The sequence below is a fragment of the Acidicapsa borealis genome (assembly GCF_059115245.1).
Genome location: NZ_JCACNY010000001.1, coordinates 2,091,843 through 2,117,827, shown reverse-complemented (window position 1 = coordinate 2,117,827; position 25,985 = coordinate 2,091,843). Strand labels below are relative to the sequence as shown.

The 25,985-nt window shown below is 57.6% G+C and carries 22 protein-coding genes; 8 read left to right on the top strand and 14 right to left on the bottom strand.

Translation table 11 applies throughout. The annotated features are described in order from the left end of the window. Positions 1 to 2 precede the first annotated feature (2 nt). Positions 3 to 929: a malate dehydrogenase gene (mdh, locus tag AC5S27_RS08725; protein WP_493934176.1), complete on the top strand. Its 927-nt coding sequence runs from the start codon at positions 3 to 5 to the stop codon at positions 927 to 929. A gap of 88 nt (positions 930 to 1,017) precedes the next feature. Here mdh and AC5S27_RS08720 read toward each other — a convergent pair whose 3' ends face one another. The 6 genes from AC5S27_RS08720 to AC5S27_RS08695 all read right to left on the bottom strand — a co-directional run bounded on the left by AC5S27_RS08720 (position 1,018) and on the right by AC5S27_RS08695 (position 9,330). Then, positions 1,018 to 4,281, bottom strand: coding sequence for a TonB-dependent receptor (locus tag AC5S27_RS08720; protein ID WP_493934175.1), 3,264 nt, complete (start codon positions 4,279 to 4,281; stop codon positions 1,018 to 1,020). A gap of 198 nt (positions 4,282 to 4,479) precedes the next feature. After that, positions 4,480 to 5,010: a peptidylprolyl isomerase gene (locus AC5S27_RS08715; protein ID WP_493934174.1), complete on the bottom strand. Its 531-nt coding sequence runs from the start codon at positions 5,008 to 5,010 to the stop codon at positions 4,480 to 4,482. 86 nt (positions 5,011 to 5,096) lie between these two features. Continuing rightward, entirely contained in the window at positions 5,097 to 5,909 is an 813-nt protein-coding gene (locus AC5S27_RS08710) for a peptidylprolyl isomerase (protein ID WP_493934173.1), read from the bottom strand. Between the two features lie 70 nt (positions 5,910 to 5,979). Next, positions 5,980 to 6,891, bottom strand: a complete 912-nt coding sequence (locus AC5S27_RS08705) for a sugar phosphate isomerase/epimerase family protein (RefSeq protein WP_493934172.1) — start codon at positions 6,889 to 6,891, stop codon at positions 5,980 to 5,982. Between the two features lie 24 nt (positions 6,892 to 6,915). After that, on the bottom strand, positions 6,916 to 8,487 hold the full coding sequence (locus AC5S27_RS08700; protein WP_493934171.1) for a GMC oxidoreductase: 1,572 nt from the start codon (positions 8,485 to 8,487) through the stop codon (positions 6,916 to 6,918). 96 nt (positions 8,488 to 8,583) lie between these two features. Beyond that, the gene (locus AC5S27_RS08695) at positions 8,584 to 9,330 is read right to left on the bottom strand and encodes a gluconate 2-dehydrogenase subunit 3 family protein (protein WP_493934170.1); all 747 of its coding nucleotides are present in this window, start codon (positions 9,328 to 9,330) and stop codon (positions 8,584 to 8,586) included. Between the two features lie 410 nt (positions 9,331 to 9,740). Between AC5S27_RS08695 and AC5S27_RS08690 the strand changes: the two genes are divergently transcribed. Continuing rightward, a complete protein-coding gene (locus AC5S27_RS08690) occupies positions 9,741 to 12,053 on the top strand; it encodes a protease pro-enzyme activation domain-containing protein (RefSeq protein WP_493934169.1) in 2,313 nt (770 codons plus the stop codon). 83 nt (positions 12,054 to 12,136) lie between these two features. On the opposite strand, the gene AC5S27_RS08685 is transcribed toward AC5S27_RS08690, so the two are convergent. Next, positions 12,137 to 12,790, bottom strand: coding sequence for a zinc-ribbon domain-containing protein (locus tag AC5S27_RS08685; RefSeq protein WP_493934168.1), 654 nt, complete (start codon positions 12,788 to 12,790; stop codon positions 12,137 to 12,139). A gap of 166 nt (positions 12,791 to 12,956) precedes the next feature. Between AC5S27_RS08685 and AC5S27_RS08680 the strand changes: the two genes are divergently transcribed. Further along, entirely contained in the window at positions 12,957 to 13,163 is a 207-nt protein-coding gene (locus tag AC5S27_RS08680; protein WP_493934167.1) for a hypothetical protein, read from the top strand. A gap of 95 nt (positions 13,164 to 13,258) precedes the next feature. On the opposite strand, the gene AC5S27_RS08675 is transcribed toward AC5S27_RS08680, so the two are convergent. Continuing rightward, positions 13,259 to 13,456: a hypothetical protein gene (locus AC5S27_RS08675; protein ID WP_493934166.1), complete on the bottom strand. Its 198-nt coding sequence runs from the start codon at positions 13,454 to 13,456 to the stop codon at positions 13,259 to 13,261. Between the two features lie 233 nt (positions 13,457 to 13,689). On the opposite strand from AC5S27_RS08675, the gene AC5S27_RS08670 reads away from it, so the two are divergent. Next, positions 13,690 to 14,376, top strand: a complete 687-nt coding sequence (locus tag AC5S27_RS08670; RefSeq protein WP_493934165.1) for a hypothetical protein — start codon at positions 13,690 to 13,692, stop codon at positions 14,374 to 14,376. A 4-nt stretch (positions 14,377 to 14,380) separates the two neighbouring features. Here AC5S27_RS08670 and acs read toward each other — a convergent pair whose 3' ends face one another. From acs to AC5S27_RS08655, 3 genes are all read right to left on the bottom strand, one after another. Beyond that, positions 14,381 to 16,423, bottom strand: a complete 2,043-nt coding sequence (gene acs, locus AC5S27_RS08665) for an acetate--CoA ligase (RefSeq protein ID WP_493934164.1) — start codon at positions 16,421 to 16,423, stop codon at positions 14,381 to 14,383. A 127-nt stretch (positions 16,424 to 16,550) separates the two neighbouring features. Next, positions 16,551 to 17,339, bottom strand: coding sequence for a hypothetical protein (locus AC5S27_RS08660; RefSeq protein ID WP_493934163.1), 789 nt, complete (start codon positions 17,337 to 17,339; stop codon positions 16,551 to 16,553). 132 nt (positions 17,340 to 17,471) lie between these two features. Further along, positions 17,472 to 18,176: a hypothetical protein gene (locus AC5S27_RS08655; protein WP_493934162.1), complete on the bottom strand. Its 705-nt coding sequence runs from the start codon at positions 18,174 to 18,176 to the stop codon at positions 17,472 to 17,474. A 347-nt stretch (positions 18,177 to 18,523) separates the two neighbouring features. Here AC5S27_RS08655 and serB point away from each other — a divergent pair, with 347 nt between their 5' ends. Further along, positions 18,524 to 19,510, top strand: a complete 987-nt coding sequence (gene serB / locus AC5S27_RS08650; protein ID WP_493934161.1) for a phosphoserine phosphatase SerB — start codon at positions 18,524 to 18,526, stop codon at positions 19,508 to 19,510. An 8-nt stretch (positions 19,511 to 19,518) separates the two neighbouring features. Here serB and galE read toward each other — a convergent pair whose 3' ends face one another. Beyond that, positions 19,519 to 20,544: a UDP-glucose 4-epimerase GalE gene (galE, locus tag AC5S27_RS08645; RefSeq protein WP_493934160.1), complete on the bottom strand. Its 1,026-nt coding sequence runs from the start codon at positions 20,542 to 20,544 to the stop codon at positions 19,519 to 19,521. A gap of 536 nt (positions 20,545 to 21,080) precedes the next feature. Between galE and AC5S27_RS08640 the strand changes: the two genes are divergently transcribed. The 3 genes from AC5S27_RS08640 to AC5S27_RS08630 all read left to right on the top strand — a co-directional run bounded on the left by AC5S27_RS08640 (position 21,081) and on the right by AC5S27_RS08630 (position 24,702). Beyond that, a complete protein-coding gene (locus AC5S27_RS08640) occupies positions 21,081 to 22,157 on the top strand; it encodes an energy transducer TonB (RefSeq protein WP_493934159.1) in 1,077 nt (358 codons plus the stop codon). A gap of 132 nt (positions 22,158 to 22,289) precedes the next feature. After that, complete coding sequence (locus AC5S27_RS08635; protein WP_493934158.1) at positions 22,290 to 24,032, top strand: M48 family metalloprotease; 1,743 nt, start codon at positions 22,290 to 22,292, stop codon at positions 24,030 to 24,032. Positions 24,033 to 24,150: 118 nt separating this feature from the next. Then, positions 24,151 to 24,702 carry an outer membrane protein gene (locus tag AC5S27_RS08630; RefSeq protein ID WP_493937290.1) on the top strand — a complete coding sequence of 184 codons (552 nt, stop codon included), beginning with the start codon at positions 24,151 to 24,153 and terminating at the stop codon, positions 24,700 to 24,702. Positions 24,703 to 24,740: 38 nt separating this feature from the next. On the opposite strand, the gene AC5S27_RS08625 is transcribed toward AC5S27_RS08630, so the two are convergent. Further along, a complete protein-coding gene (locus AC5S27_RS08625; RefSeq protein ID WP_493934157.1) occupies positions 24,741 to 25,139 on the bottom strand; it encodes a protein-disulfide reductase DsbD domain-containing protein in 399 nt (132 codons plus the stop codon). 123 nt (positions 25,140 to 25,262) lie between these two features. After that, positions 25,263 to 25,895 carry a TlpA family protein disulfide reductase gene (locus tag AC5S27_RS08620; protein WP_493934156.1) on the bottom strand — a complete coding sequence of 211 codons (633 nt, stop codon included), beginning with the start codon at positions 25,893 to 25,895 and terminating at the stop codon, positions 25,263 to 25,265. Between the last annotated feature and the right edge of the window lie 90 nt (positions 25,896 to 25,985).

Here is a 25,985-nt window from a genome sequence, read left to right as displayed (position 1 = left end):
CAATGCGCAAGAAAGTCAGCATCGTAGGCGCCGGCAACGTAGGCGCAACCGCAGCACACTGGATCGCGGCCAAGGAACTCGCCGACGTAGTCCTCATCGACATCGCCGAAGGCATTCCACAAGGCAAGGCTCTCGACCTGCTCGAAGCCATGCCCATCGAAAAGCGCGATGTCAGCGTCATCGGCGCGAACGATTACGCCGCCACAGCAAATTCCGATATCGTCGTTATCACCGCAGGCCTGCCTCGAAAGCCTGGCATGAGCCGCGATGACCTGCTGCACACCAACTACAAGATCATGTCTGACGTAGTCGCGAAGGTCGTAGCGCAATCGCCCGAGTCGATCCTCATCATCGTCTCAAACCCGCTCGACGCCATGGCCCAGGCCGCCTACAAGCAGTCCGGTTTCAACCGCGAGCGCGTTATCGGCATGGCCGGCATCCTCGACTCCGCCCGCTTCCGTACGTTCATCGCAGAAGAGCTCAAGGTCTCCGTTGAAAACGTCACCGCCTTCGTCCTTGGCGGCCACGGGGACACCATGGTTCCCCTGCCCCGCTACTCGACAGTCGCAGGCATTCCTATCACCGAACTGATCCCTGCCGATCGCCTAGCAGCAATCGTCCAGCGCACCCGCGACGGCGGCGCCGAAATCGTCAAGCACCTCAAGACCGGCTCAGCCTACTATGCGCCATCGGCAGCTGCAGTCGAGATGGTAGAAGCCATCCTCAAGGACAAGAAAAAGATCGTTCCCTGCGCCGTTTACCTGCAAGGCGAGTACGGCATCGATGGCTACTATATCGGCGTGCCCTGCAAGCTCGGAGCAGCCGGCCTCGAAGAGATCATCCAGATCAAACTCACCCCGGAAGAACAAGCCGAACTCAACAAGAGTGCAGCAGCCGTCAAGGAACTCTGCGCTGTCATAGGAGTTTAAGCAGGAAAGAACGAACGCATTCTCTAAGACGATAAAGGCTGCCCAATTCTCCCGGGCAGCCTTTGTTTTTGTCTTCCTGCATACCAGCTTATCGTTGAAATTTCAGGGCGAACTGAAAGATACGCGGTGCCTGAGCCTCAGTGATCTGGCCGAAAACGGGTGAGTTAATGTCGTCCACGGGCAGGATCAGGTTGACGTGGTTGGTGACGTTGAAGGCCTCGGCGCGGAATTGTACGTTTGCCCTTTCGCCAATCGCAAAGGTCTTGTTGAGCGATGCGTCCAGGCTACCGAATGCGGGGCCATCAATGCTGTTTCTCTGCTCATTGCCAAATTGTCCGGCGTTTGCCACCGGGTCAAGCCGTTGAAATGCTGAGCGAGAGATCCACTGCGATTTGGTATGGGGCGCTCCGCTGTTCGGATTCCCAACGACATTCGGCCGGTCACCGAACATTCCTGAAACTCCGGGGTGTGGGGCCTGCAGGGAGACATTGGCCGAGTCATAGACGGTAAACGGCGTGCTGGAGTTAATGGCAAGCAGAGCATTGAACTGCCAGCCATCGAGAAGCAGGCGCGTTGCGCCGGTTAAGTTGCGGGCAAAAGGAATCGCGTAGATCACGCTGCCGGCAAAACGGTGGCGCGAATCGAAAAGCGAGCGTCCGTATTCTGCTTTCAGGTCCTGGTTGTTCTGCGGGACATCGAGTTCTCCGAGATTGAGCCAGGGCGCCGGGCCGGACATATGAAGACTGGAGGAGTAGTCCAGGTCTTTGGAGAATGTATAGGCCAGCGTGTAGTTTAGGTTTGGCGTGCCGCGACGCGTGAGTGAGACCTGCCCTGAGTGGAAGGTTGAGTTGGCATTGCCTTCCACCAGCCCTGCTGTGCCCAGTGAGCATGTGCCAGAGGTCAGCGTGCAGCCGGAGTAGAGGCGGCGGCGGCCAGAGTTGGCCAGCGTGGCGCCCGGCTCATAGATCGCTGGGTTGGCCTCAACCAGGCGCGGCAGACGGGTTCCCTTCGCGCCGATGTATCCGATCGACAGTACCTGGCTCCCTAATGCCTGGTCGACCGTGAGATTCCAGTCCTGCGTGTACGGCGGCAGCAGCTTGCGGTCGATAGTGAAGGTGGAAGCAGGGAGAGCGAACTGGCCCGGCGTGAAGGGATTCGTCACGGTCGAGGTTGGATTGACGTAGTTGATCTTGCCGGTGAGGGTGCGAACCACGACCTGCGGCAGCGCGGCGCTGGCGGCACGCATCGGCATGCCGACACCGTTCAGAAGCTCATCGTAGAAAATTCCATAAGCTGACCGAATTACCGTCCGGCCGTTTCCGCGCGGATCCCAGGCAAAGCCGACGCGAGGCGCAAAGTCCTTCTTGAAGACTGGAGCGATGGTGTTGGGTACGCCGGCATCCCCAGGGAATAGCAGGCCCTTCGGAGCGGTTGGAATCGCGGTGGATTGCACACCGGGCGTAAAGGCCATTAGGCGATTGCGAATGTCGTTGAAGGGCGTCGTGATTTCGTAGCGCACACCGTAGTTCAGTGTCAGTTTTGGCCCAAGGCGGTATTCATCTTGAGCATAGGCGCCCAGCTCCCAGCCGCGCAGGGCGCGCGTGAAATCACCACCCGCCTGGGTGAAGATATCCGGCTTGCCGAGCAGGAAGTTGGCCAGGGAATTATTGGTATATCCCTGGACGGTGAAGGAGAATGCGCCGGAAGCGAAGTTGGCCTGATAACCGTTCAGCTGCGTACGGCGAAACTGCGCTCCGAAACTCGTGACGTGTTTGCCCTGCGTATGAGCGACGTTGGTGCTGACGGCGTAATCGTTCTGGAAGGTGTCACGCGGGTTGATAATCGGGTCACCCACATTGGAGTAGCCCTGCGTCATGATCAGCGGCGCGCCCGTCGCCGAAGCCCAGGTGGATGCGTATCCGAACCCGAACGCCTGGGGCGAGAAGCCCGAGTATCGCTTGTCGAGGATGATGTGGTCCTGGAAGAAGCTGACGTTGGCCGTCAGTACCGTGTGTACGGAAAACGTGTGCGTCTCGGTAAGGCCGCCCAGCTGCGAGTTGCTGGAGTAGCCAACCGGAAAGCCAGGAACGTCCGCGCCAAGCTCGGAGTACGGGCTGCGCAGATCGAGCGTCGAGTAGTGATAGCGCGCGCTGAGCACATCCGCGCCCCGGATCAGCCAGTCTGCCTTGATGCCACCTTGTTCGCTGGTGTAGCGGCTTGCGTTGGTGGTTTGCGCGAGATGTGGATTTTCCAAGGAATTCGGGACGGGAAAGAACGAGAGGTACTTGGCGGTAATTGGACTGATGCTGCCGGAGAGGTCGTCACCGTAGGGTGTTTTGGTGGCGTTGATGAGGATCGGCGCATCGGCTGAGAAGTCGCCATTGCGCTCGGCCAGAGTGGGTACAACGACTCCGTGGGTGATGTCCTGGATATCGCGCAGGCCCTCATAGTAAGCAAAGAAGTAAGCATGGTCGCGGACGATCGGACCGCCAGCTGTCACTCCAAACTGATTCTGTTTAAGCGATTCTTTTCGCGGAGCGAAGTAGTTATTGGCATCGAGCGCGTCGTTGCGGAAGAACTCGTACAGCGTTCCGTGAATTTCGTTTGTGCCCGAGCGCGTCACGATGGTGGTGATGCCGCCGTTGGTGCCGCCGAACTCGGCCGGAGCCGTAGTGGTAAGGATGCGGAACTCAGCCATCGCGTCGGCGGGCGGACGGAAGGCGTAGCCGCCGTCCATGCGGTTGATGTCGCGCATGCCATCGAGCAGAAACGTATTGGATTCGGGGCGCTGGCCATTGACTTCATAGTTCTGGCCAGAGCGCCGGAAATTGCCTTGCGTCATCAAGCCCGACGATGTCGGCCGGACTCCCGGCTGCAGAATGCCAAGTTGTGCGAAGTTGCGTCCGCTCATGGGCAGATCGGCAATTTCGCGCTCGCCGATCACTGCGCCTTGCGCGATCTCGTTGGTCTGGAGGCGAGCGGCCTGGGCTGTAACTTCTACGGTCTGCTGGGTAGAGGCGGGCGTTAGCTGAACGGCGATCTGCGACTGGTTGCCCACGTCGAGATGGATGTGGGCATCGACCCAAGTTGCAAATCCGGCGGAACGCACCTCAACGCGATAATCACCGATGAAGAGTTCCTGGAAGGAAAACTCGCCGCGGCTGTCGGTGCGCTGTGCATGTTGCTGCGCGGTTCCGATGGAGGTGATCACGACTTCTGCACCCGGCACTACGGCTTGAGTCGCATCCGTCACAACTCCACGCAAAGAAGCCGTCGCGCTCTGTCCCAAAGCCGCGTGAGCCAGCAAGAGAAACGCCGATGCAGCAACGAGACAAAATACCCTGAATTTCATCGAAAAACCCCCAAAATATGCCTGCAAACTGGCCAAGAGTACCATTGGCCGACGCGCGACCGCCTGAGCCTTTCGAGGGAGATACGTGTCCACCCTTGGATGGATAACAATGAAGCCGCTCTTGCCTGTGCACAAAAGGAAAGCGGCCTCTCTTCAAAAGAGAAGCCGCTCACGCATTCGAACAGATCCGAGTCTGGGTTAGGCGACGCGCTCGATCACAACCGACTCAAGCACAACCGGCTTGTGCGGCTTGTCCTGCGAGTTACGCGGCACCGCGGTAATCTTCTCCGCAACATCCTGCCCCTCGATCACTTCGCCAAAGATAGTGTGGTTGCCCGTCAACCAAAGCGTAGGCGCTGTCGTGATGAAGAACTGGCTGCCGTTCGTTCCAGGACCGGCGTTGGCCATCGCTAGTTTGCCTGGCTTGTCAAACTTGTGTGGCGAGCCCTTCGTCTCATCGCCAAAACGGTATCCTGGTCCGCCCATGCCAGAACCGGCCGGGTCACCGCCCTGGACCATGAAATTAGGAATCACGCGATGAAAGATTGTTCCGTCGTACAGCTTGTCCTTCGACTTCACGCCTGTAATCGGGTGCGTCCACTCCTTGTTTCCCTCTGCCAGATCGACAAAGTTTGCAACCGTAATCGGCGCTACATCGGGAAATAGACGAACCGTGATCTTGCCCTCGGTGGTATTGAAGATCGCATAAGTACCTGTGCTTAGTGCCATTGATTTACTCCTGAATTGCAATGGTTGAGTTACATGCCAGATAGTTCCGGCTGTAACGTGGGATAGGTAGGTCTCTGATCTTGCGACTACTGCTGCGGCGCCGCAGGCTTGGGACCGACCGGGCTCTCCGAAGCCGGACTTGCCGGACCGGCTGAAGGTCGCTGCGGAATCGGCGCACCTTCCTTCACAATCGTCACCTTGCGCAGAATCACCGGCTCCGCCGGTTTGTCATTCGCATCACGCTCTACACGGGCAATGGCCTTCACTACGGCGACGCTGTCCTCATCGCACTGGCCAAACAGCGTGTAGTGCTGATTCAGAGATTCATACGGAGCTTCGGTGATAAAGAACTGGCTTCCGTCTGTGTTCGGTCCGGAGTTCGCCATCGCGAGCCGTCCCGGCTTGTCGAAGTTCAGATCCGGATTGAACTCATCCTCGAACGAGAATCCCGGATCACCCATGCCCGTGCCCAGCGGATCGCCACCTTGAATCATGAATCCTGGAATCACGCGATGAAAGGTGGTGCCGTCATAGAACTTTTTGCCGTGCATTTTCTTGTGCGTTTCAGGATCGATCCAATCCTTCGTTCCCTCAGCCAGGCCGATAAAGTTGGCCACCGTCTTCGGTGCCTCATTTTGGTAGAACTGGCAGGTGATGCGCCCCATGGATGTATCCAGCACGGCAGTTGGCCCATTGGGATGAATCAGCGCGGCAGCCTGTGGCGCGGGTGAATCCGGCAACTCCTCCGCCGGCTTCGGCGTAGCTGGTGCCTGGGCGGGGTCGCCGATCGGCTTCGAGTCAGCATCGGGTTTCGGAGGAGTTGACTGCGATTGCGATGCAAGAACGCCGGCAGTCAAAGTAAAGGCAAGAACGAGCGATGTACGGAATGCAGATTTCATACTGTTTCCAAGGGTAAACCACCAGAGCATGCCCCGGCCAATCGCTTCCTGTCGACCGGCCGGGCAGAAGCTATCCGGCAACGGCGCCGATCTTCTTCATATAGTCGGCGTCCATCTTCAACGACTCCATCGGCGGCACGGTGAAAGCCTCCTGTTCGACAAAGCAATGGACAATGTTCGCCGACTTTGCCGCCTCGGCGAAGATCGGCCTGTAGTCAATGCTCCCCGTCCCGAGTTCAACAGGCACAGGCTCATTGGGAATAGGCTGCCCCGCAGGCAGCTTGAAATCCTTCACATGCAGCATCGCGACGCGCTTGCCGTGCTTTTTCAGCATTGCCACGGGATCGGAACCGCCAGCTATCACCCAACCACAATCCATCTCAAAGACGACCTTGGATGGATCGGTCAGCCGTAGCAGTTCTTCCCAAGGCACCACGCCATCTGTCTCTTTGAACTCCAGTTTGTGATTGTGATAGCCGAACTTCATCCCCGCCGCGTGGACCTTCTCGCCAAACTTGTTGAACTCGTCGGCATTCCAGCGCCAGTCATCCAGGCTCATGTCCTCCCAACCTGTCTTCTTGCTTGTCGGCGCGTGTCCCGGCGCGGCGCAGATGATGTACGAAACACCAAGTTCCTTATTGAACGCAAGAATCTCATCGAACTTTTCATGCAGCGGTCCAGAGGCGTAGTGGGCGCTCGCCAACTTCAACCCGGCGGCATCCAGAGCGGCCTTCACCTCGGCTGCGGAATGGTTGTAATACCCCGCCGACTCCACCTCACGAAAGCCCAGCCCGCCAATTTGCTTCAGCGTGCCCGCATAGTCTTTAGGTAATAGATCCCGCACCGAATAAAGCTGCAAACCGAGAGGCAATTTGAACTCCTTGCCCAATGCGATTGTGCCCTCAAGAAACGCCGAACCACACACCATTGCCGCCGCACCAGTCGCGCTAGCCTGCATAAACTCCCGCCGTGACTGCTTCATCGAATCTCCCCAATCCACTCGTTGTTAAACGTTGCCCTGCCGCATCTGCTCGGCAAGGTATTCAGAAGCACGCATCGACAGAGCAGAAATCGTAATCGTCGGATTCTGCCAGCCCGCACTGGTAAAAGCACTGCCATCCACCACAAAAAGATTCTTGCAATCGTGGCTCTGGTTCCACTTGTTCAGGACGCTCGTCTTGGGATCATTGCCCATCCGGCACGTGCCCACCTCGTGAATGCTGTATCCCGGCGGGTTGGGCTCGTAATTTTTCGCCAGTACTTCAAAGCCGGCAGCCTCCGCCAGTTCCGAAGCCGTGTCCGCGGCATCCTTCGCCATGTTGTACTCGTTTGATCCGTACTTGGTATCGATGTGTAGAGCTGGAATGCCCCAGGCGTCCACGACGTTCTTGTTGATGCGCACATGATTCTCATAGCGCGCAAGTACCTCACCCATAATCGTCATGCTCATCATGCTGCCGTGGTAACTTTTGAGCTTCTGCTGCAGTTCGGCACCATAGCTGGCAAAGTTCTTCGGATCCGCCCCGCCAGTACTGCTCCACACGTTCAACGCGTAGCCGCGGAGAAAGTCCTTCGCTTTGGTGTCAAGGTTACGGAAGCGAGGAACAATGGCGCTGCCATTCATCATCTCTGAAGTCGACTTGCCGTTGCGCGCTTCAGGCACAGAACACGTGATGCCCACACCATAAATCTGATCGGCAAGGTAGTGCCCCATCACTCCGCTCGAATTCGCAATCCCCGAATTGAGCAGCAGCCGTGTGCTCTCCAGAGTCCCGGCAGCCAGCACCACCACGCGCGCTTTCACCGACATCTCTCGCTTCGTCAGCCGGTCCACAAAGTGGACAGTGCTGACCTTGCCGGTGTTCTTATCGACACTGAGCTCTCGCACCACCACATTCGGAATCGCCCGCAGCTTACCTGTCTCGAATGCATCTGGAAGCAACAGGTTCAGCGAACTCGCCAGGTTGCCAAGACCAGCCGCCACACGCTGCTTGCCGAAGGCAATATTGCGTGTCTTACCCTGCGCCATCAGCCGCTTGATTGAAGTAGGAATTGGCGACTCGTCCAGGATGTAATTCCCGTCTGGCAGTTGCGGAAATCCATGCGGCGCACCATGGACGCGAAAGATCTTCTCTATCCGCGAGTAGTACGGCGAGAGCTCTGCATGATCGATAGGCCAGTCCTCGCCAAAACCATCGTGCGACTTACCCTTGAACTCGTAATCGCTCAGCCGAAAGCAAACCCGCGACCAGAACAGAGAGCGCCCGCCGAACAACCGCACACGTACCCAGTTGTAAGGCTGCTTCGCCTCGTAGGTGTAGGGTACTTCCTTCTCGTCTACCCAGGTATTCGCGTTAAACTCATCCGACTGGTAAACGCCCTTGAGACGCCCCGGCTCCATGAATCCCCGATAGGGCAGCGAATAGGCCGGCCGCAACTCTGTATCACGCGGCACATCCACCACAGGGCCAGCATTCAACATCAGGCACCTGATGCCCTTCTCCGTGAGGATCTTCGCTGCCGTTCCACCCGCATGACCTGATCCGATAATCACCACATCCACAACTTCTTCAGCCATGAGACCTCATCCCCACATAACTTCGCCAGTCTTGCCCATCGATAAACGATCCAGGAACTCCCGGCTGCAAAAGCGAGTCGCCGAATCCCCCCGGGGCTAATTCAAACGATGCCGCCCACTACGCCCGCGTGATGCCTCCGCTGCTTCATGCTTCAAATCAGGATCAACCGGATACCAGAAGAGATCCACAGTCGGTGGTTGCAGGCCTGCTTTACGCGCCACATCGGCCGTCGCCTGCGAATTCACTGTCGCGGTACGAATATCCAGGTGCGCCATACTCATGAAGTGCTCGTAAGGTTCCGTGGGAGGATGATCGTCCATCCACGCCCGCAACCACGGCTTGATCAGTTGGTCCGCCTGCTCGTCGGTGACCTTCGCGAAAGCCACGCCAAACCTGCCATGAGCTTCTTTTTCCAGGCGGTCCAGCCCCGACGTATACATCTGCTGCCGATCTGCCGGAGATACACCGATCAGAAAGTCCAGAAACTCTGCCGCACCCGCCTCAGCCGCGCCGGGATGGCCCTCACGTGCAGGTTCGAAAAGATCGCCCAACCTCCGCAACGTTGCAAACTGCACCTCATTGAAGAAATGCTGTTCGGATTCAGCTACTGCGTCCGCTGAAAGCGGAAGAACCGGCAACCCCTTGATCTCCTGCAGCCCACGCATCATGGGGATAGGCGCCGGAGCCACTGGAGCATTCGGCGAAACAGAGGGCTTCAGCGTCGGGGGTGAAGTCGGTGTCGGAGCTGGGGCCTGAGGCTTGGTAGCAGGCTCCTGTCCCAGTGCCGCCTTCGCGGAAACTCCCGCAGCCATGATCGCTTTGACAAAATCACGCCTTCGCATCGTTGGAACTCATCTCCCTCGTCGTCCTGATTCAGTGGAGTGGTATCGTTACCCGCCAGCCAGTATGTTGCCGCCCAGCAAGACTAATTGCCCCAGCCAATCCTTGTAAATGCATCTCTTCTGAGACACTGCACCCATTGACGGCACACAAACTTTATCGTTGGACGAAAGCACCAGACTGAAATTTAGCGTTACTTTTTCGCCTTGAACTTGAGATGCGGCGGAGAACATGCTCCAGAAATTTACTGCCAGTCAACATCGTTCTAGCTTAACGACTCGAGACAACTTTTCCTCCTAGCACGCAAAATTCGGTGCTAATCTACGGCAACTCCCTCAGTCGTCCGCCCCTTGCGCGCTAAGTGGACACATCCCCCAACCCCTCTAGGAAACCTCTGTCAGAAGGAGAACTCATGGTTCGGAGAATCGGTCTGTTCTTGCTGTCTCTTGTCGCGATTGTCTTTGTCGCGGTCATGCAGTCCCAGGCGCAATCCACCTTCACCCGCCACATTCGCGAAGTCACTCGCAACGGTGAAGCCCGCACCATCGGCCGCCTCCCTGGCGAGCAAATCATGAGCCTCGACCTTGTGCTTCCAATACGCGACCAGGCCGGGCTCGACCAGTTCCTCGAAGACCTCTACAACCCCAATAGCCCCGCCTACAAGCACTACCTCACACCACAGGAATTCACAGCAAGGTTCGGGCCAACTCAGGCACAGTACAACGCCGTCCTGGCCTTTGCCAAACGCAATGGACTCACGGTAACTGGCGGCAGCCGCGACGGCATGGAAGTCCAGGTCAAAGCTCCGGTATCTGCCGTGGAAGCCGCCTTCCACCTCAATATGCGTACCTACCAGCACCCCACCGAGAACCGTACCTTCTTTGCTCCCGATCGCGAGCCCGTCACCGACCTGCCCTTCACTCTCTGGCATGTCTCTGGCCTCGACAACTATTCGATCCCGCATCCCCTGTTGGTAAAGAAGGAGGACTACGCCAAGTCCCATGGCATCGCTGCCGACAAAGTCGTCTCCCACGCCACTACCGGCTCAGGACCATCTGCATCCTTCCTTGGCAGCGACATGCGCGCGGCCTACTACGGCAGCGGATCGCTAACCGGAGCAGGGCAGAATCTCGGTCTTTTTGAATACCTTGGCACCGACCTCGCTGACGTCACCACCTACTTCACCAATGTCCACCAGACCAACAACGTACCCATCACCCTTCTCTCCACCGACGGCACCAGCACCGCATGCGTCGACAGCCGCGCTGGCGGTAAATGCGATGATACCGAGCAGACTCTGGATATCACCCAAGCCATTGGAATGGCGCCTGGCCTCGCCAATCTCACTGTTTATGTAGGCTCAGTGGACACGGCCATTATCGCCGCCATGACCACCCACAGCCCCCTGCCCACGACCATTGGCTGCTCGTGGGGATGGACACCCGCCGATCCCAGCACGCTTGACCCGTACTTTCAGAAGATGGCTGCTCAGGGACAAAACTTCTTCGCCGCCTCCGGTGACAGCTCCACCTGGTCGTCCAGCAATGAGGCGTGGCCCGCGGACGATGCCTATGTCGTCTCGGTCGGTGGCACCGATCTCGTGACCACGGGGGCAGGCGGAGCATGGGCCTCGGAAACAGCATGGGTAGACTCCGGCGGCGGCATCTCGCCCGACAAGATCGCAATCCCTTCGTGGCAGGCGATCGGCGGGGTGATCAACTCGAGCAATAAAGGATCGACTACACTGCGCAACGGCCCCGACGTCTCCGCCAACGCAAACTTCAGCTTCTACGTCTGCGCCGACCAGACCACTTGCACTGCAAACTCCTACGGCGGCACCAGCTTTGCCGCACCCATGTGGGCAGGCTACATCGCTCTCGTTAACCAGCAACTTGTAGCCAATGGTCAGCCCACGATCGGCTTCATCAATCCCACCATCTACTCGCAGAACACTTCCGGCAGCTACGCGGCTGATTTCCACGACATCACGAGCGGTACGTCAGGCAGCTACTCGGCCGTAACTGGCTACGACCTCGTCACTGGCTGGGGCAGTCCCAACACAGGATTGATTGGCGCGCTCACCGGAGGTACCAGTCCAACGCCAGCATTTGCCATTGCCGCTTCGCCCACATCGCTGAGCGTCGCGGCCGGCAGCAGCGGCAGCTCAACCATCACTACGTCAGTTTCCGGCGGGTTCAACTCGGCCGTTGCCCTAACCGCAAGCGGAGCGCCCAGCGGCGTTACCGTCAGCTTCAGCCCGACCTCCATCGCTGCACCCGGCTCGGGTTCATCAACAGCGTCCTTCACGGTCGCATCCGGAACAGCGGCCGGCACGTACAGCATTACCATTACCGGCACGGGCGGCGGTATCACGCACTCAACGACCGTCTCGCTAACCGTGACGGGAGGCGTCGCACCCGGCTTCAGCATCTCCGCCTCGCCTACCGCCATCACCGTCGCCAGAAGCTCCAGCGGCACAGCGACGATCACCACCGCGATCACCGGCAGTTTCAGTTCCGCAATTTCGCTTTCCGCCTCGGGCCAGGGCTCCTCGCAGACCGTGACCTTCAGCCCCAGCTCCATTGCCTCACCGGGTAGCGGTAGCTCAACCATGAAGGTCACCGTTGGCCGTAACGCTACGGTCGGAACTCACACCATCACCATTACAGCAACCGGCGGCGGCATTACCCACACCACCACCGTTACGCTTACCGTTACGCGCTAACAAACGCAGTGAACCAACGCAATGAGGCCCGGACGCCATGTCCGGGCCTCATTCTCTATGCGAGGTCGTTCAGGAAACGCTCACTAGCTCTTCTTCGTGTGCACAATCGCGATCTGCGTCCTGCCATCGTTCTCTGAACTCTTAGAACTGATCGTGATCATCACGGAATCATTCTCGCTTTTCTTCAGCGTAAGGATCGCCGCCTCCGGCGTATCGATGGTCGCTACAGCGTTGCCATATTTTCCTTTGTAAAAATCCAGCACCTTCTCTTTCGAGTCGGAAGTAGTGAAAACCCCGGTCACCATCGATCCCTCTCCCAGATTCATCTTCATGCTGCCGTGCCCGCTGGCTGCACCGGGATAGACTTCTGCCCCCAGTTCATCCGCGCTGTAGCTCTCCGTCTGATCTGTCGAAATCGTCCCCGCCGGAGTCTCCACGGTGACTTTATCGCCATGGTCGTTCACATGAATCCCACGCGTCACACGCCAGAAGGTAAAAGTCAAAATGCAAGTGACCAGAATGCCAAGCCCCACGAAAACCCCGACCACAATGAGAATGATCTTGACTGCGCTATTGCCGGACCGAGGCGGCAAAGGCACTCCGACCGGCGGAGCGTACGTCTGGGTGTAGTCTGCTACGGGTGCGGTAGCGCTGGCTGCAACGGAAGTTCCACAAACTCCGCAAAACTGAGCTCCATCGGCTATGGCGCTCCCACACTTCCCACAAAAATTCGCCATAATCTTCTCCTCTTTGCTGGCTGAACCTGCCGGCTCGCGGATCTGGGCTCGCCTCTCGCGATTCGAGACACTATATCGCACTTCGCCTTGAACGCAATACGCATTCCTCCCGCCGGACCACCTAACCGCTCATTGCTGCATCGGAGTTGGGATGGAGGATGCCCCCATGAGCTATCCGAATGAGCCACTTGATCAAACCGAAGATGAGCTGGACGATTCCTTGCTGGACCCCGCAGAGGATGATCCCGAATTCGACGAAGACGATCCAAACGAAAACTCGGAAGACGAACTCGACATCATCAACGATGTGGATGATGAGCCGGACGACGAAGACATTCCTCAGGTAGACGCCATCGAAAGCGGCTCAAGATAGGGTCTCAAGCACAGTTCTCTCACAACAAAAAAGCGTGCAGGCTTATTTGGCCTGCACGCTTCTTTCATTGAATTTCCGGCATGTCTACCGACTTTCTACCGCGAGAGCGCCGAATACACCCCTGTACCGATTGACTTGGTGAGCAAACTGTACCCAGCCGTATTCGCTACCCAGGACAGAACACCAGGCTTGACCTTGCGGCCAGCCACCACCAACCCGGCCCCGATCAGTCCCCAGATCAGCACTGAAGGCCATGGGTTCTCCGCATCTTTTTCCACCAGAACATCCGACATATCTAATTCTCCCGTTCCAAAATGAATGCAATTCATAGAAAAGAATCACCCAAGGTGTTCCCTTCTGAAAGTAGGATGCAATCGAGCGCGCCAGCGTCGAGTCTCGTCTTAAGGAAACGTCTCTTTCCGCAGCATCTGAAGCCTCGCCACCCATTTCTTCGAGCGAAACATAAATATCCCACAGGCTTCCCTCTCGTGGAATAATTGCCGAACTCTTCTTTCCAGGGGAACGAATGATTGGTCTTGGAATGCCCTTACTGATGTGGGCTGGCGATCCAGCCAGACCGGCCTCCGGATCTGCGCTTGAAACGATCCTCAAGATTGCGCCGCTGCTCCCAGCGCTGCTGGCCTTCGGATACAAGTGGGCTTCCGAAAACGGGAGAGACCGGCGCCGTACAAATTTGATTGAACGTATGGCGACGCTCGCCAAGAACATCGCAGAGTTGCCACAACTACCCGGCGAAAGCGGCGACGCGACGACACGTGTTCGCGATGCATTTCAAGCCGAACTGGAAGGCTCTTACCACGAATTGGTCTTGCTGCAGGCACATGCGCCGCACCGGACGTTTGGCGTCTCTTCAGTGACGCTCGGGCTAAAGTCAGCCTTCCTTTTCTTTCGTCCGCGCGGGTTCAAGGCGTGGGTCCTTCACCTGGCCTTCTATGTCAGTCTTGTGCTGCTGGCGTTCCTGACCCTCGGCGTTGCCGTCGAAAAGAGCGCGAAACATACAGCTACAACCATTGCCCAGCAGGCCAAAGAGGTTGATGCAAGCGGCACTCAAAGCAAGGATGAGCCCATTTCGCCCGGCGTGATTATTGCTATCTACGTACTGTTCGGCACGCCCCCGGTCATCTTTCGCTATTTTGCGATGAAGATTCACCGGCGGCAGTGTGCGGCGATTTCGGGAGGCGATGCACTCTAAGCCTCTACTCGTCGCTTTCGCGAAGCTTTGCGATGACCTGGAAATCTTCGAGAGTGGTCGTGTCACCCTTGATTTCGCCGCTTGTTGCCAGTTCGCGGAGCAGGCGGCGCATGATTTTGCCGCTACGGGTCTTAGGCAGCGCGTCGGTGAAGCGGACGTCTTCGGGGCGCGCGAGGGATCCGATTTCCTTAGCGACCCACTTCTTGAGTTCGGCCTTGAGCGCTTCAAGCGCTGGAGCATCAGCGGCCAGTTCACGAGCCACGCCAGACTCAAGGCTGACAAACGCAACGATGGCCTGACCTTTGAGGTCGTCCGGACGACCGACGACCGCAGCCTCCGCAACTTTCGGATGCGCAACCAGCGCCGACTCCACTTCCATCGTGCCAAGCCGGTGTCCACTGACATTGAGCACGTCATCAACCCGGCCCATCAGCCAATAGTAGCCATCCGCATCCTTACGGGCGCCGTCGCCCGTGAAGTAGCAACCCTCCACATCGGACCAATAAGTCTGCTTGTATCGCTCCGCGTCACCGTAAATCGTACGCGCCATACTCGGCCAGGGCTTGCGAACCACCAGCAGCCCTCCAGAACCAGCTGGAACATCGTGCCCTTCACGCGTAACCACAGCGGGCTCAATGCCGAAGAAGGGACGCGTTGCCGATCCAGGCTTCGTCGGAACAGCCCCGGGAATCGGCGCGATGAGGATGGCGCCCGTCTCCGTCTGCCACCACGTATCGACGATAGGGCAGCGGCCCTGGCCGATCTTGTCGCGGTACCACATCCACGACTCGGGATTGATCGGCTCACCGACAGTGCCGAGCAGGCGCAGCGAGTCGAGCGAGTGCTTCTCGACATGCTCATTTCCCCACTTGATAAACGCGCGAATGGCGGTCGGCGCGGTATAGAAAATGGTCACCTGGTGGTCGTCGATGATGTGCCAGAAACGATCGAAGTCCGGGAAGTTTGGTGCGCCCTCGTACATGAGCACGGTTGCGCCGTTCTGCAACGGCCCATAGACGACATAGCTATGTCCTGTCACCCAGCCGATGTCCGCCGTGCACCAATAGACATCGTTCGCGTAATACGGATTCTGCAAATCAAAGACATACTTGGTCGTCAGGTAGGTTTGGACGCTATACCCGCCCGTAGTGTGGACCAGGCCTTTGGGCTTCCCCGTCGTGCCGCTGGTGTAAAGAATGTACAGCGGGTCTTCGCTGTCGAGCGGCTCGGCTTCGCACGTCGGAGACGCCGCAGCCACGAGGTCATGCCACCAGTGGTCGCGCCCTTCCTTCATCTGCACGGAACTGCCGCTACGCTTGAGTACCACGACGTGCTGAACGCTGGGCGTCGTTTCGACCGCTTCATCGACGGTCTTCTTCAGCTGAATTTCCGTACCGCGACGGTAGCTGGTGTCCTGGGTGAGGATGGCGACACACTGCGAGTCGTTGACGCGGTCAGCGATCGCATGTGCCGCAAAGCCGCCGAAGATCACCGAATGCACAGCGCCGATGCGCGCGCACGCCAGCAGCGCAATCGCCAGTTCCGGCGTCATGCCCATATAGACGGCAACTCGATCGCCCTTCTTGATGCCGAGTGCCTTGAGTGCGCTGGCAAACTTCTGCACCTCCACAAGCAACTCAGCGTAGGTGAGCTTGCGGACTTCAGCCTTACCATCCGTGACTGGCTCCCCTTCCCAAATAAGCGCTGTCTTGTGAGCGTTCGCGCCGAGAGCATGACGGTCGACGCAGTTGTAGCTCAGATTAGTCTTGCCCCCGACAAACCACTTGGCAACCGGTATCTGCCAGTCCAGCACCTTGCTCCACTTTTCGAACCAGTGCAACTCGGAAGCAGCCTTAGCCCAGAAAGTCTCCGGATCGGCTATCGACTCTGCATAGAGCGCCTCATACTCTGCGAGCGATTTGACATGCGCATGCGCGGCGAACTCCGCGGGGGGAGGAAAGACGCGGTCTTCGCGGAGAGAGGATTGCAGATCCTGGTTTGGGGAGTCCTGATTCGCAGGCGCGGCGGGGATAAAGCTGGAGGCCATCGAGTGTCCTTACGGAAAATGTGTTGACGCAGCGGAAATTCGCCGCGCTTCCTGTAAAAGACACGATAGATGGTGGTGGTTGGGGTGGGCAAGTTGCCGAGCATGAACGGCCCGTTACAAAAGATGGCTACGGGGTTTTCTGAGCGCCGGGTGCATTAGGATCGATGTCGATCTTATATTCGCTGTAGTCGATTTTCAGGGCAGTGTTGCCGAAGAGAAAGCTATGCGAATGCAGCTCAGCATACTTGGCCATCGAAAAACCCTGAATGCGGTCGTAATCGCGCTTCCCTGCCGTCTCTCCAGCAAAAACAGAGACGCTCTGCGCAGGTGAGCCTTCAAGATGAACGAGCGTATAGTCACCCGCGTCGAACCACCCCTTGCCGTTCAGCAGATAGCTCAACTTGCGACGCGCCTTCAGCGTGACGATAACGCAATCACGGCCATTCATCATGACCTTGCCTGGTAGCAGATGCATTTCATAATTCTCCGATGTGATCGCCACCTTGTCGTGGTTCTCGGCACGAGCCATCTCCTTTTCATTGGCCAGGATCTTCTCGATGACGATATTGCGGAGCATCGAGGAACCGGTTTGGGAAACCGGAGTATATTCCTTGCCACTCGTGCGGTTGTAGATTGTCTTAACTGTCACCTGGGCAGCCGGGCTGGGATCGCCATTACGGTAGATCGAATAAAGCTCCTTCACCGAATAGCCGGAGATATGGCTCGTTCGGAAGCGGACGGCGCCATCAATTCTCTGGATCACCTCGGACTCAGAGAGAGTGTGCGAATCGCCGCTGGGTCTCGCGGTCTGCGAAAAAACCCGAGCGGTAAGCAACAAGCAGCTTGCGGCAACGACGAGAGCCAGACCGGTCACAGAGCGCAATAGGTGAGTGATGCGCTCGTTGCATATCGACATGCCGCAAAAGCCTCCTGTGAATTTCAAACTTCGAGCGCCAACGAAAGTTTGGATGCACGGAACGCATCCATGGATTGAATCAAAATGGTCTGTGCTGGACATGACTACTGGCGTGGTTGCGCATCCCCCAGACTAAGGATTGCGTTGAATCTGGTACTCGGTGGATTCGATCTTGAGCACTGTGTCTCCCAGCAAGAAGCTGTGTGAGTGTGCCTCGGCGCGAATTGCCATGGGAACACCGTCGAACTTGGCATAGTCGCGCGCCACAGTACTGTCTCCGGCAAAGAAGGACGGGCTCTGAGCCGGCGTACCTTCGAGACGAACGACGCTGAAATCTGCGGCGTCCACCCAGGCCTTGCCATTAAAGAGGTGCTGGCTCTTGCGGCGCGCCTTGAGGCCAACGATGTAGCAATCATGACCATTCAACTGCACTTTGGTCGGGTCGACCATCATCTCATAATTTGTCGAATTTACCAGCACTGTCTCGCGAACGGCGGCGGCAGACATCTCTTTTTCACTCGCGATGATCTTCTCAATGACGGTGCTGCGCAGCAGACCCGAGCCGCTCTGCGACAGAGTTGTGAATGTCTTTCCGTTGCCCTGCTTATACACGGTCTGCACCGTCATCTCTGCGGAAGGATTCGCCTCGCCGTTGCGATAAATGGCGTAGTGCTCCTTGACCGTGTAACCCGCAATAGCCTGCTCGCGGCTGCGCACCGCGTTGTCGATGCCCTGAAGTATCTCGGCGCTGCCAGGTTCAGAACCTGGTCCCGGGCTGGCAGAGACTGGAAGCACGCCAATCAAAGTTGATGCAATCAGGAGGGAGAGCAGGAACATTCCGCTTTGGCGAGTCGCCGAGCGAAATAAAGCAGAAGAAATGGAGCAGGGAGTGAGGCCGATCATTCTATTTAGACTGCAAAGACCAGTCATTTGGATGCTGCTGATACAGAATTCTGGCTGTTTATGGCAATAGGAAAATGACATCGAAACTGAGAGGATTTTGCGAGGTGATTGGCAGAGACGACAGTACCTGACAAATGTACCGCCCGCGCTGGATTGTGGGCTGCACTTTCGCTCGTGATCCCCGACTTCCTCACGTTCGGCACGCAACGCCGACAAATCGAATTGCACCACCCGCTGGTAGGCTAAGTTTGGACTGCATCACAAGAGGGCGGGAAGAAACAATGCAGGATTTTGACAAACGCGACGATCGAGTCAAGACACTGGTCATCACCATAATAGGACGCAGCGATGTAGACCCAGTCTTTGGACCCGTCGTGGACGTGATCAAGGAGCAGGGATTTGAGTTCGACAAGATTGACCTGCTCTCAGGAGATACGGTACCGACCTTGGCTCGAGGAACAGCCTACAGCTGTGCTGAGGTCTGGGCCTATGGCTCCTGGGAGGACGACGACCAGGAGAACCGGATGCGCAAGGAGTTTGCCCGAATAGCCGAGGATCGCAGGGTGGATATCGCCTTCCAGCAGTTGCCCGGAAATTCTCCAGAGGAAAGAGTCAGGCCGAAACTTTTCTGCTTCGACATGGATTCGACCCTCATTCAGGGCGAGGTCATTGACGAGTTGGCAAAGCTGGCTGGCGCCGCTGATCAGGTAGTTGCGATCACCGCCTCGGCCATGCGAGGTGAAATCGAGTTTCAAGAGAGCTTCCGTCGCCGCGTCGGCCTGCTCTCAGGTTTGCCAGCCTCACGCGCCCACGAGTTGCTGGACCGGATTCCGCTGATGGAAGGTGCGGAGCGGCTGTTCCGCACTCTGCATGCGATCGGCGCAAAAACGGCGATTCTCTCCGGCGGTTTCACGTTCTTTGGAGCCTACCTCAAGCAGCGGCTGGGGGTAGATCACGTCTACGCCAACCATCTCGACATCGACAACGACGGGTTTGTGACCGGCAAAGTGCGCAGCAAGATCGTCGACGGAACACGCAAAGCGGAGTTGTTGGTCGAGATCGCAGCCAAAGAAGGCATCCCGTTGCACGAAGTGGTGGCCGTAGGCGACGGCGCAAATGACTTGCCTATGCTCCGGCTGGCAGGGATGGGGGTGGCCTTCCACGCCAAGCCGGTGGTGCGAGCAAGCGCACGATTTTCGATGACCCATGTGGGACTCGACGGTTTGCTCTACCTGCTCGGCATCCCCGACTGGGAGTGGATCAACTAAAGCAAACCTTATTTCGCGTGCCGCTTCTGGTGCCAGATCCAGGCCGTCTGAATGATCTCGTCGATTTCTGTGTAGTTTGGCTTCCAGCCCAGTTCGGAGATGGCCTTTTCGCTGCTCGCGATGAGAAATGCCGGATCGCCAGCTCGACGAGGTTGCAGTTCGACTGGAATGGGGTGGCCCGTAATCCGGCGGACTGAGTCGATCACTTCCTTAACAGTGAAGCCGGCTCCGTTGCCCAGGTTATAGACCAGTCGCTGCTCGGCAGCGCGCGGAGACTCCAAGGCATCCAGCGCGAGTAAATGCGCGTCTGCCAGGTCCGAAACATGGACATAATCCCGCACGCAAGTGCCGTCATGCGTCGGGTAATCATCGCCGAAAATCTTGATTGACTGACGACGCCCAAGAGCTACGTCAAGGATAAGAGGAATCAAGTGTGATTCCGGCTCGTGCGCCTCACCGCTGATGATGGTACCGCTTCCCTTGCCGCCTGCCTCGGGAGCTCCGGCGACATTGAAGTAGCGCAGAGATGCCGAGCGAAGACCGTGAATCTTGTGAAACCAGTTGAGCATGTACTCGACCAGCAACTTGGACTCACCGTAGGTATTCGTTGGCTTGAGGGTGGCGGTTTCTGGAATTGGCACGGTCTCCGGCTCCCCATAAACAGCCGCAGTAGAGCTGAAAACAAAGCGTTTAGGTCCAGCAGCCAGGACGCTCTCGAGCAATGCCAGCGTTGAGGCAGTGTTGCTTCGGAAATACACTTCAGGGTATTTCATTGACTCGCCGGCCTCGATCAATGCGGCGAAGTGGAGCACGCCGTCGAAAGGCGTACCGGAAGCAGTTGCGGCGCGGAAAAGCCCCTCAATTCGGGCGCGGTCCGCGATGTCGGTCTGGACAAAATCGACCCCGGTGGGCACCTGGCTGCGCTCGGAGTGGCAGAGGTTGTCAACAACCGTGACTTGGTGGCCCTGCTCCGCGAGGAGCCTCGCTGTTGTGCCGCCAACGTATCCTGCCCCGCCGGTAACCATGATCTTCATAAAAAAATGCCCTTTTTGCCGCAAGTTGATATAAATTTAGTCTATTACACAGGCTGGACAGGCTATCGGTTGACCACAAACTGTTCGAAGACCGTCGCATAGATGGCAAGCCGCAGCAGTAACCAAGAGTGCGCGTGGAGATCTGGGTCAATAAGTTGTTGCTAACTCGTTGATTTATCGGGGGAGAACAGGTTTCCAACGCTGAGGAGTACCGAATGAGTCGAAGAAGTGCGTCCAACTCGCAGGCGTCTTTCATGCGTCTAACTGAGGGATTCACGCGTTGACAGTCGGTCCACAACTCCAAAGCAGTGAACGATTCACGCCGTCGTCCGTCTTTTTGTTCAAGGAGCGCCGTCATCCGGTTCCGCCGAAGTCTTGGGGCCGTTACGTCTCTTCAGAGAGTTTTGGAACAAGAACCACTTGCTTTGATTGCACGGATTTTCCTCCCCCACAGGGCATCCGTCTAGGCCATTGCAACTCAGCCCGGCTTTCGCCGGTCAAACTGCGGACAGGTGCCGCGATCGAGGACTGAGAACATGCCATCGACCCCCTATGCTGGCCGTACACGATTTGGGCTGCTTCCGGAACCGGAACGAAATCCCGGGTCAGTCATTACCAGTTTTGTGCTGAACGGCACCATCATTGCGGCTGCCCTCTTTCTCGGCACTCTCGCCCACCACGAGATCGTCGCTAAGAAAACCGAGTTGACCTCCATCTCCTTCCCCGTCACCCCTCCCCCGGAGATCAAGGTGAAGGTGAAGATGCCTCCGCCGCCCAAAATGCCTCCGCCGCCGGAGCCCAAGCTGGTCAAGCTCGACCCTCCCAAGATCAACATGCCTCGGGTAGAACCCAAGCCTGAGATCAAACCGCTGCCGGTGATGAAGGAAGCTCCCGCGCTCCCAACCGTCGCCGCAGCCAAACCGGCAGTGGTTCTCGCGCCGCAGCCCAAGGCGGCTCTGCAGGCAGCTGCCCCGGCAGTGACCCCCCAGGCTCATCCTCAGGTTGCTCAGGTGCACTTCGGTGACCTGAATGGAGCCAAGGTCGATCCCAATGCGAATCGGCCCGCCACTGTCGCGGCTATCGGTAATCCCTATGGCGGCAACCAGGGACCTGCAGCAACTCCCCATGGCGTAGTTGGTTCCACTGGAATCGGCAACGGAATCAAGGCGGGCTCGAACGCCGGTTCTCAGGGTAAAGTGGCTTCAGTTGGCGCGCTCGGCGGAAACGGAACGGCTCAGCAGGGCGGATTCGGCGGCGGCACTCCGAAGGTCGGTTCTGCGGGACTGACTCCGGCAATCGCAGCAAACACCGGTCCGGCCCTGAAACCTGCCGTTACCGAACCGAAAACCACGCCACCAGTTCTCTTGAGCAGCACCAAGCCGGAATACACGGCAGAAGCAGCGCAGTTGAAGATTCAGGGGGATGTTGTACTTCGCGTCACGATTACGACCACGGGACAGGTGGTGGTTCGCGGTGTCATTCACGGATTGGGACACGGACTGGATGAATCGGCGATGCGCTCAGCGCCGACCTACAAGTTCCGTCCCGCAACGCAGAATGGACAGCCTGTGGACTTCACAACCAACATCATCATCAAGTTCCAGACCGCCTAGCAGTCCCGGGAACAAGCCGTTGGAACCAAAGCCCGGACCGTCACCCTTCGCACCGGCCAGCAGATCCAGGGCATCCAGAACGGGCAGAACAGACCGGGCAAGACAGAGAAGCACTCACCATAGGAGCATGACATGAAGTTTCGGAAAGTTTCCCTCCCCCTCCTGATGATCGTCCTGGGTTCATCCCTGGCCTACGCCAAAAAGGAACCGAAGTACGAAAAGGCGCACCAGCTCACCCCGGAACAGGCTGCTTTGGTGGAAAAAGCAATCGCCCGCGAGAAGGTGGTCATCAAGAACATCCAGGAGCGCACCCCGCTCGTCGAGATGTATATCCAGGACACCAAGCCCGATGTGAAGCTCTATGAGGTGCCTACCAACGACACCTACATGCTCAGCCGCGTCGACTTCCACAAGACCTTTACCGGTAAGCAGTACGCCGCACGCAGCTCCCAGAAGCATGGCTTCTTCAAGGGCTCGCTTGGCGCTCTGGCCAACATCGGAAAGGCGCTCCATCTCGACAAGGAAGCCTACAACGCCGACGGCTTTACGCAGATGATGTTCCTGGACCCCAGCGGCTTCGACCAGCAACATTATGTTTTCAGCTATGTCCGCCGTGAGTTCCTCGGTAGCGTCCGCACCTGGGAATTTGACGTGCAGCCCAAGGTCAAGGGCAACGGCCGCTTCGTTGGTCGCGTCTGGATCGAAGATCAGGACGGCAACGTAGTCCGCTTCAACGGCACCTACACGGAAAACACCAGCGAAGACAACACCAAAGAGTTCTTCCATTTCGACAGCTGGCGCATCAACATGCAGCCTGACCTCTGGCTGCCGGTCGCTGTCTACGTTGAAGAATCGCAGCGCATTGAAGGCGGCAAGACGATCGGCCTCCGCGGTCAGGTTCACTTCTGGGGCTACTCTCTTACCCTGCCGACCCGCGAAAGTGAAAACGTCTCGGTGCAGGTGGAAGGCGCTGTCGACCAGAGCGCAGATTCGCAGGACATGACCCCACTGCAGTCAACCCGCGCATGGGTATCTCAGGCTGAGAACAACGTTCTGGACCGCCTCGTGCAGGCCGGTCTTTTGGCTCCCGAGGGCGACTTCGAGAAAACTACTCTCGACCAGATCGTTATCAACCTGTCTGTTCCCAACAATCTAAACTTCCCTGACCCGGTGAAATGCCGCATCCTGCTGACCACTACGGTCGAGGCCACCACGGTCGGCAACACCATCCTCATCAGCAAGGGCTTGATCGATACGCTGCCCAACGAAGAAGCCTTCGCCTCGGTCATCGCCTTCGAGCTGGCGCACGTCGCCCTCGGTCACCACATCGATACCCGGTACGCCTTTAACGATCGCCTGCTCTTCCCCGACGAGTCGTCCTTCCAGCGCATCAAGATGAACCACTCTGACTCTGACAATACTGACGCGTCGAAGAAGGCTGTCGAGTACATGCAAGCCTCGATGTATAAGGACAAGATTCCCAACGCCGGTCTTTACTTTGCCCAGCTCGTCGAGCGCGGCAAAGCTCTCAAGCAGCTCAACACGCCGAAGCTGGGCGACTCCATGCTGAAGAGCGACGGGACTCCCTGGCTTGCCGAGTTGGCCAAGACGGCTCCCAAGCTGAACCAGGACGATACCACTCAGGTCGCGGCCTTCCCACTCAATAGCTGGCTCAAGACCGATCCGTGGGACGACAAGGAGCACACGCTGAACGCCAAGCGCTATGCCCCGATGAATGCCCGCGACAAGATGCCGTTCGAAGTGACGCCGATCTTCTACAAGCTACAGCGTTACGACGAGGCCCAGAAGGCTCCTGCTGCACCTCCAGCCAACGGCCAGGCGGCGCCACCTCCAGCTCCAACTGGCACCAACTAACCTCAGACAACCTGGAACATCGCAGCCGGGAAGCGCGGACCGCAAGGTCCCTCCGCTTCCCGGCTATACTTTTGAGAGTGGCCTGCTACCTACTCCCAGCCGCGGAATACGGACCTTGATGATTCGCAAATATCTCTTTCCTGCACTTTTTCTTTTCCTAGTCCTATTCGGTTTTGCATCCAGCCAGCTCCACGCACAGGTTGTTCCTTCAGCGACACGAAGCGGACTATCGTTGACCGCAGGCGGCATGGTCTCGGTTTTCAAGCCGGATTACGTGCCCAACAAGCTCGGCGGCGTTGGCGGCTATATCGATCTGAATATCTTCCACGGAATCGGAGTCGAAGCCGAAGGCCGCTGGCAACGCTTCAACGAGTTTGAAGGAATCAGCCAGGACAACTACCTGATCGGGCCGCGCTATCAGTTCCGCCATTTCTGGAAGGTACGCCCCTACGCCAAAGGCCTGGTCGGCTATACCAACATGAACTTCGGACCTAACGTAGGCACTGGCCGCTTCACCACGCTGGCCGTCGGCGGCGGCATCGATCTAAGTCTCTCCCGCCGGATCAGCGTGCGAGCCTTCGATGCCGAATATCAGTACTGGCCTGACTTCCTCGGCGGAGCACTCAGGCCCTATGGCGCCAGCGTCGGTATCGGGTACCGCATCTTCTAGTGTGAGTGTGAACCCGATTGCTGTTCAAACTCACATGGTCACTTCGCGATAACGTCAATCACCACCGGAATCGATCTCGGCGGCATGCACGTGCTGTTGTCACACGCTTGGTAGCGTAGAGTCGCTTCGACTAAGTGATCGCCTTTTTCCGCGACAAATTCAGCGTGGACGATGAACTCGCCCGTATAGACATTCAGCTTTTCTTTCGGGTCGACATCAAAAGCAAAGTCCCTGCCCGCTGGATAGTCGACCTTTGACAACGTAACGCCGGAATTGCCTGCCTTAGCGTCCGTCAGCTTCAAAGTCGTTGGTATCAAATCCTCAGTATGCGGCGCATGCGAATTGACATGCAGCCCGTCCGATACTCGAAAGTGAAGATCGACTTCCGCAGGCTTTCCCGCCGCAACAGTCACCTGCTCAGGAAAGAGATAGGTCACAGCAGCTTTGGCTCGCGTTGGGCTCGACTGCAGCCCTGGGAATGGCGTCTGCGCAGCTGAAGTCAGCTCATGTGAGCCAAGCACCGTCAGGGCAAGCACTACAAATGCCCTCAGCACAGGCACCTAGTTACCCGCCCCAAGTGCCTTGCGAATGTTCCCCTCAAGCTCGGCCTTCGAGTTTAGCCCAAATGAAGCAGCCACAATCGTCCCGCTGCGATCGATAAAGAATGAGGTCGGATACACTTCGGGATCACCGTAAGGCTTGCTGATGCTGTCGCCGTCCAGCAGAACCGGGTACGGAATCTGAAGTTGGGCAACGGACTTCTCAATTCCCGTTTTCTCCTTGGCCAGCAGGAACTTGTCTTCCTTATCCAGATCGTCGAACGAGATCCCAAGAATCTCGAATCCCTGTGAGGCATATTGCTTGCGCAGGTCAATCAGCCACGGAGTCTCAATCTTGCACGGCGCGCACCAGGTGGCCCAGAAGTTCAACTGCACAGCCTTGCCCTTGTAGCTGGCCAGCGATACCTTCTCGCCCTTGAGGTTGGTCAGCGTAAAGTTCGGTGCGGTCTTTCCCACCAGAGGCGAGACCATCCGTGCGACAGAAGCATTGTCAGGAACCAGCACCGCCTGCGACTCCCGAGCCTGCAGGATCGCAGCCTGTTGTTTGCGGTTCTGGTAATTTGCCCAACCTGCCAGCGACAGCATTCCGACCACCAGCACCACGACACATACAACAATCACATTGCGTTTCACGATCCGAGCACCCCACTTAATTGTAAGCCGTACGTTGATCAGCCAGCCATTGGATTGGTGGACGCCCTGTCCGGTTACAGAAATTGAGCA

Bases quoted from the DNA above. Each gene is read 5' to 3' on its own strand.
- AC5S27_RS08690 (WP_493934169.1), top strand. From the start codon at position 9,741: ATGGTTCGGAGAATCGGTCTGTTCTTGCTGTCTCTTGTCGCGATTGTC.
- acs (WP_493934164.1), bottom strand. From the start codon at position 16,423: ATGGCCTCCAGCTTTATCCCCGCCGCGCCTGCGAATCAGGACTCCCCA.
- AC5S27_RS08710 (WP_493934173.1), bottom strand. From the start codon at position 5,909: ATGAAATCTGCATTCCGTACATCGCTCGTTCTTGCCTTTACTTTGACT.
- AC5S27_RS08670 (WP_493934165.1), top strand. From the start codon at position 13,690: ATGATTGGTCTTGGAATGCCCTTACTGATGTGGGCTGGCGATCCAGCC.
- mdh (WP_493934176.1), top strand. From the start codon at position 3: ATGCGCAAGAAAGTCAGCATCGTAGGCGCCGGCAACGTAGGCGCAACC.
- AC5S27_RS08660 (WP_493934163.1), bottom strand. From the start codon at position 17,339: ATGTCGATATGCAACGAGCGCATCACTCACCTATTGCGCTCTGTGACC.
- AC5S27_RS08715 (WP_493934174.1), bottom strand. From the start codon at position 5,010: ATGGCACTAAGCACAGGTACTTATGCGATCTTCAATACCACCGAGGGC.
- AC5S27_RS08720 (WP_493934175.1), bottom strand. From the start codon at position 4,281: ATGAAATTCAGGGTATTTTGTCTCGTTGCTGCATCGGCGTTTCTCTTG.
- AC5S27_RS08700 (WP_493934171.1), bottom strand. From the start codon at position 8,487: ATGGCTGAAGAAGTTGTGGATGTGGTGATTATCGGATCAGGTCATGCG.
- AC5S27_RS08675 (WP_493934166.1), bottom strand. From the start codon at position 13,456: ATGTCGGATGTTCTGGTGGAAAAAGATGCGGAGAACCCATGGCCTTCA.
- galE (WP_493934160.1), bottom strand. From the start codon at position 20,544: ATGAAGATCATGGTTACCGGCGGGGCAGGATACGTTGGCGGCACAACA.
- AC5S27_RS08705 (WP_493934172.1), bottom strand. From the start codon at position 6,891: ATGAAGCAGTCACGGCGGGAGTTTATGCAGGCTAGCGCGACTGGTGCG.
- AC5S27_RS08640 (WP_493934159.1), top strand. From the start codon at position 21,081: ATGCCATCGACCCCCTATGCTGGCCGTACACGATTTGGGCTGCTTCCG.
- AC5S27_RS08680 (WP_493934167.1), top strand. From the start codon at position 12,957: ATGAGCTATCCGAATGAGCCACTTGATCAAACCGAAGATGAGCTGGAC.
- AC5S27_RS08630 (WP_493937290.1), top strand. From the start codon at position 24,151: ATGATTCGCAAATATCTCTTTCCTGCACTTTTTCTTTTCCTAGTCCTA.
- AC5S27_RS08695 (WP_493934170.1), bottom strand. From the start codon at position 9,330: ATGCGAAGGCGTGATTTTGTCAAAGCGATCATGGCTGCGGGAGTTTCC.
- serB (WP_493934161.1), top strand. From the start codon at position 18,524: ATGCAGGATTTTGACAAACGCGACGATCGAGTCAAGACACTGGTCATC.
- AC5S27_RS08635 (WP_493934158.1), top strand. From the start codon at position 22,290: ATGAAGTTTCGGAAAGTTTCCCTCCCCCTCCTGATGATCGTCCTGGGT.
- AC5S27_RS08655 (WP_493934162.1), bottom strand. From the start codon at position 18,176: ATGTTCCTGCTCTCCCTCCTGATTGCATCAACTTTGATTGGCGTGCTT.
- AC5S27_RS08685 (WP_493934168.1), bottom strand. From the start codon at position 12,790: ATGGCGAATTTTTGTGGGAAGTGTGGGAGCGCCATAGCCGATGGAGCT.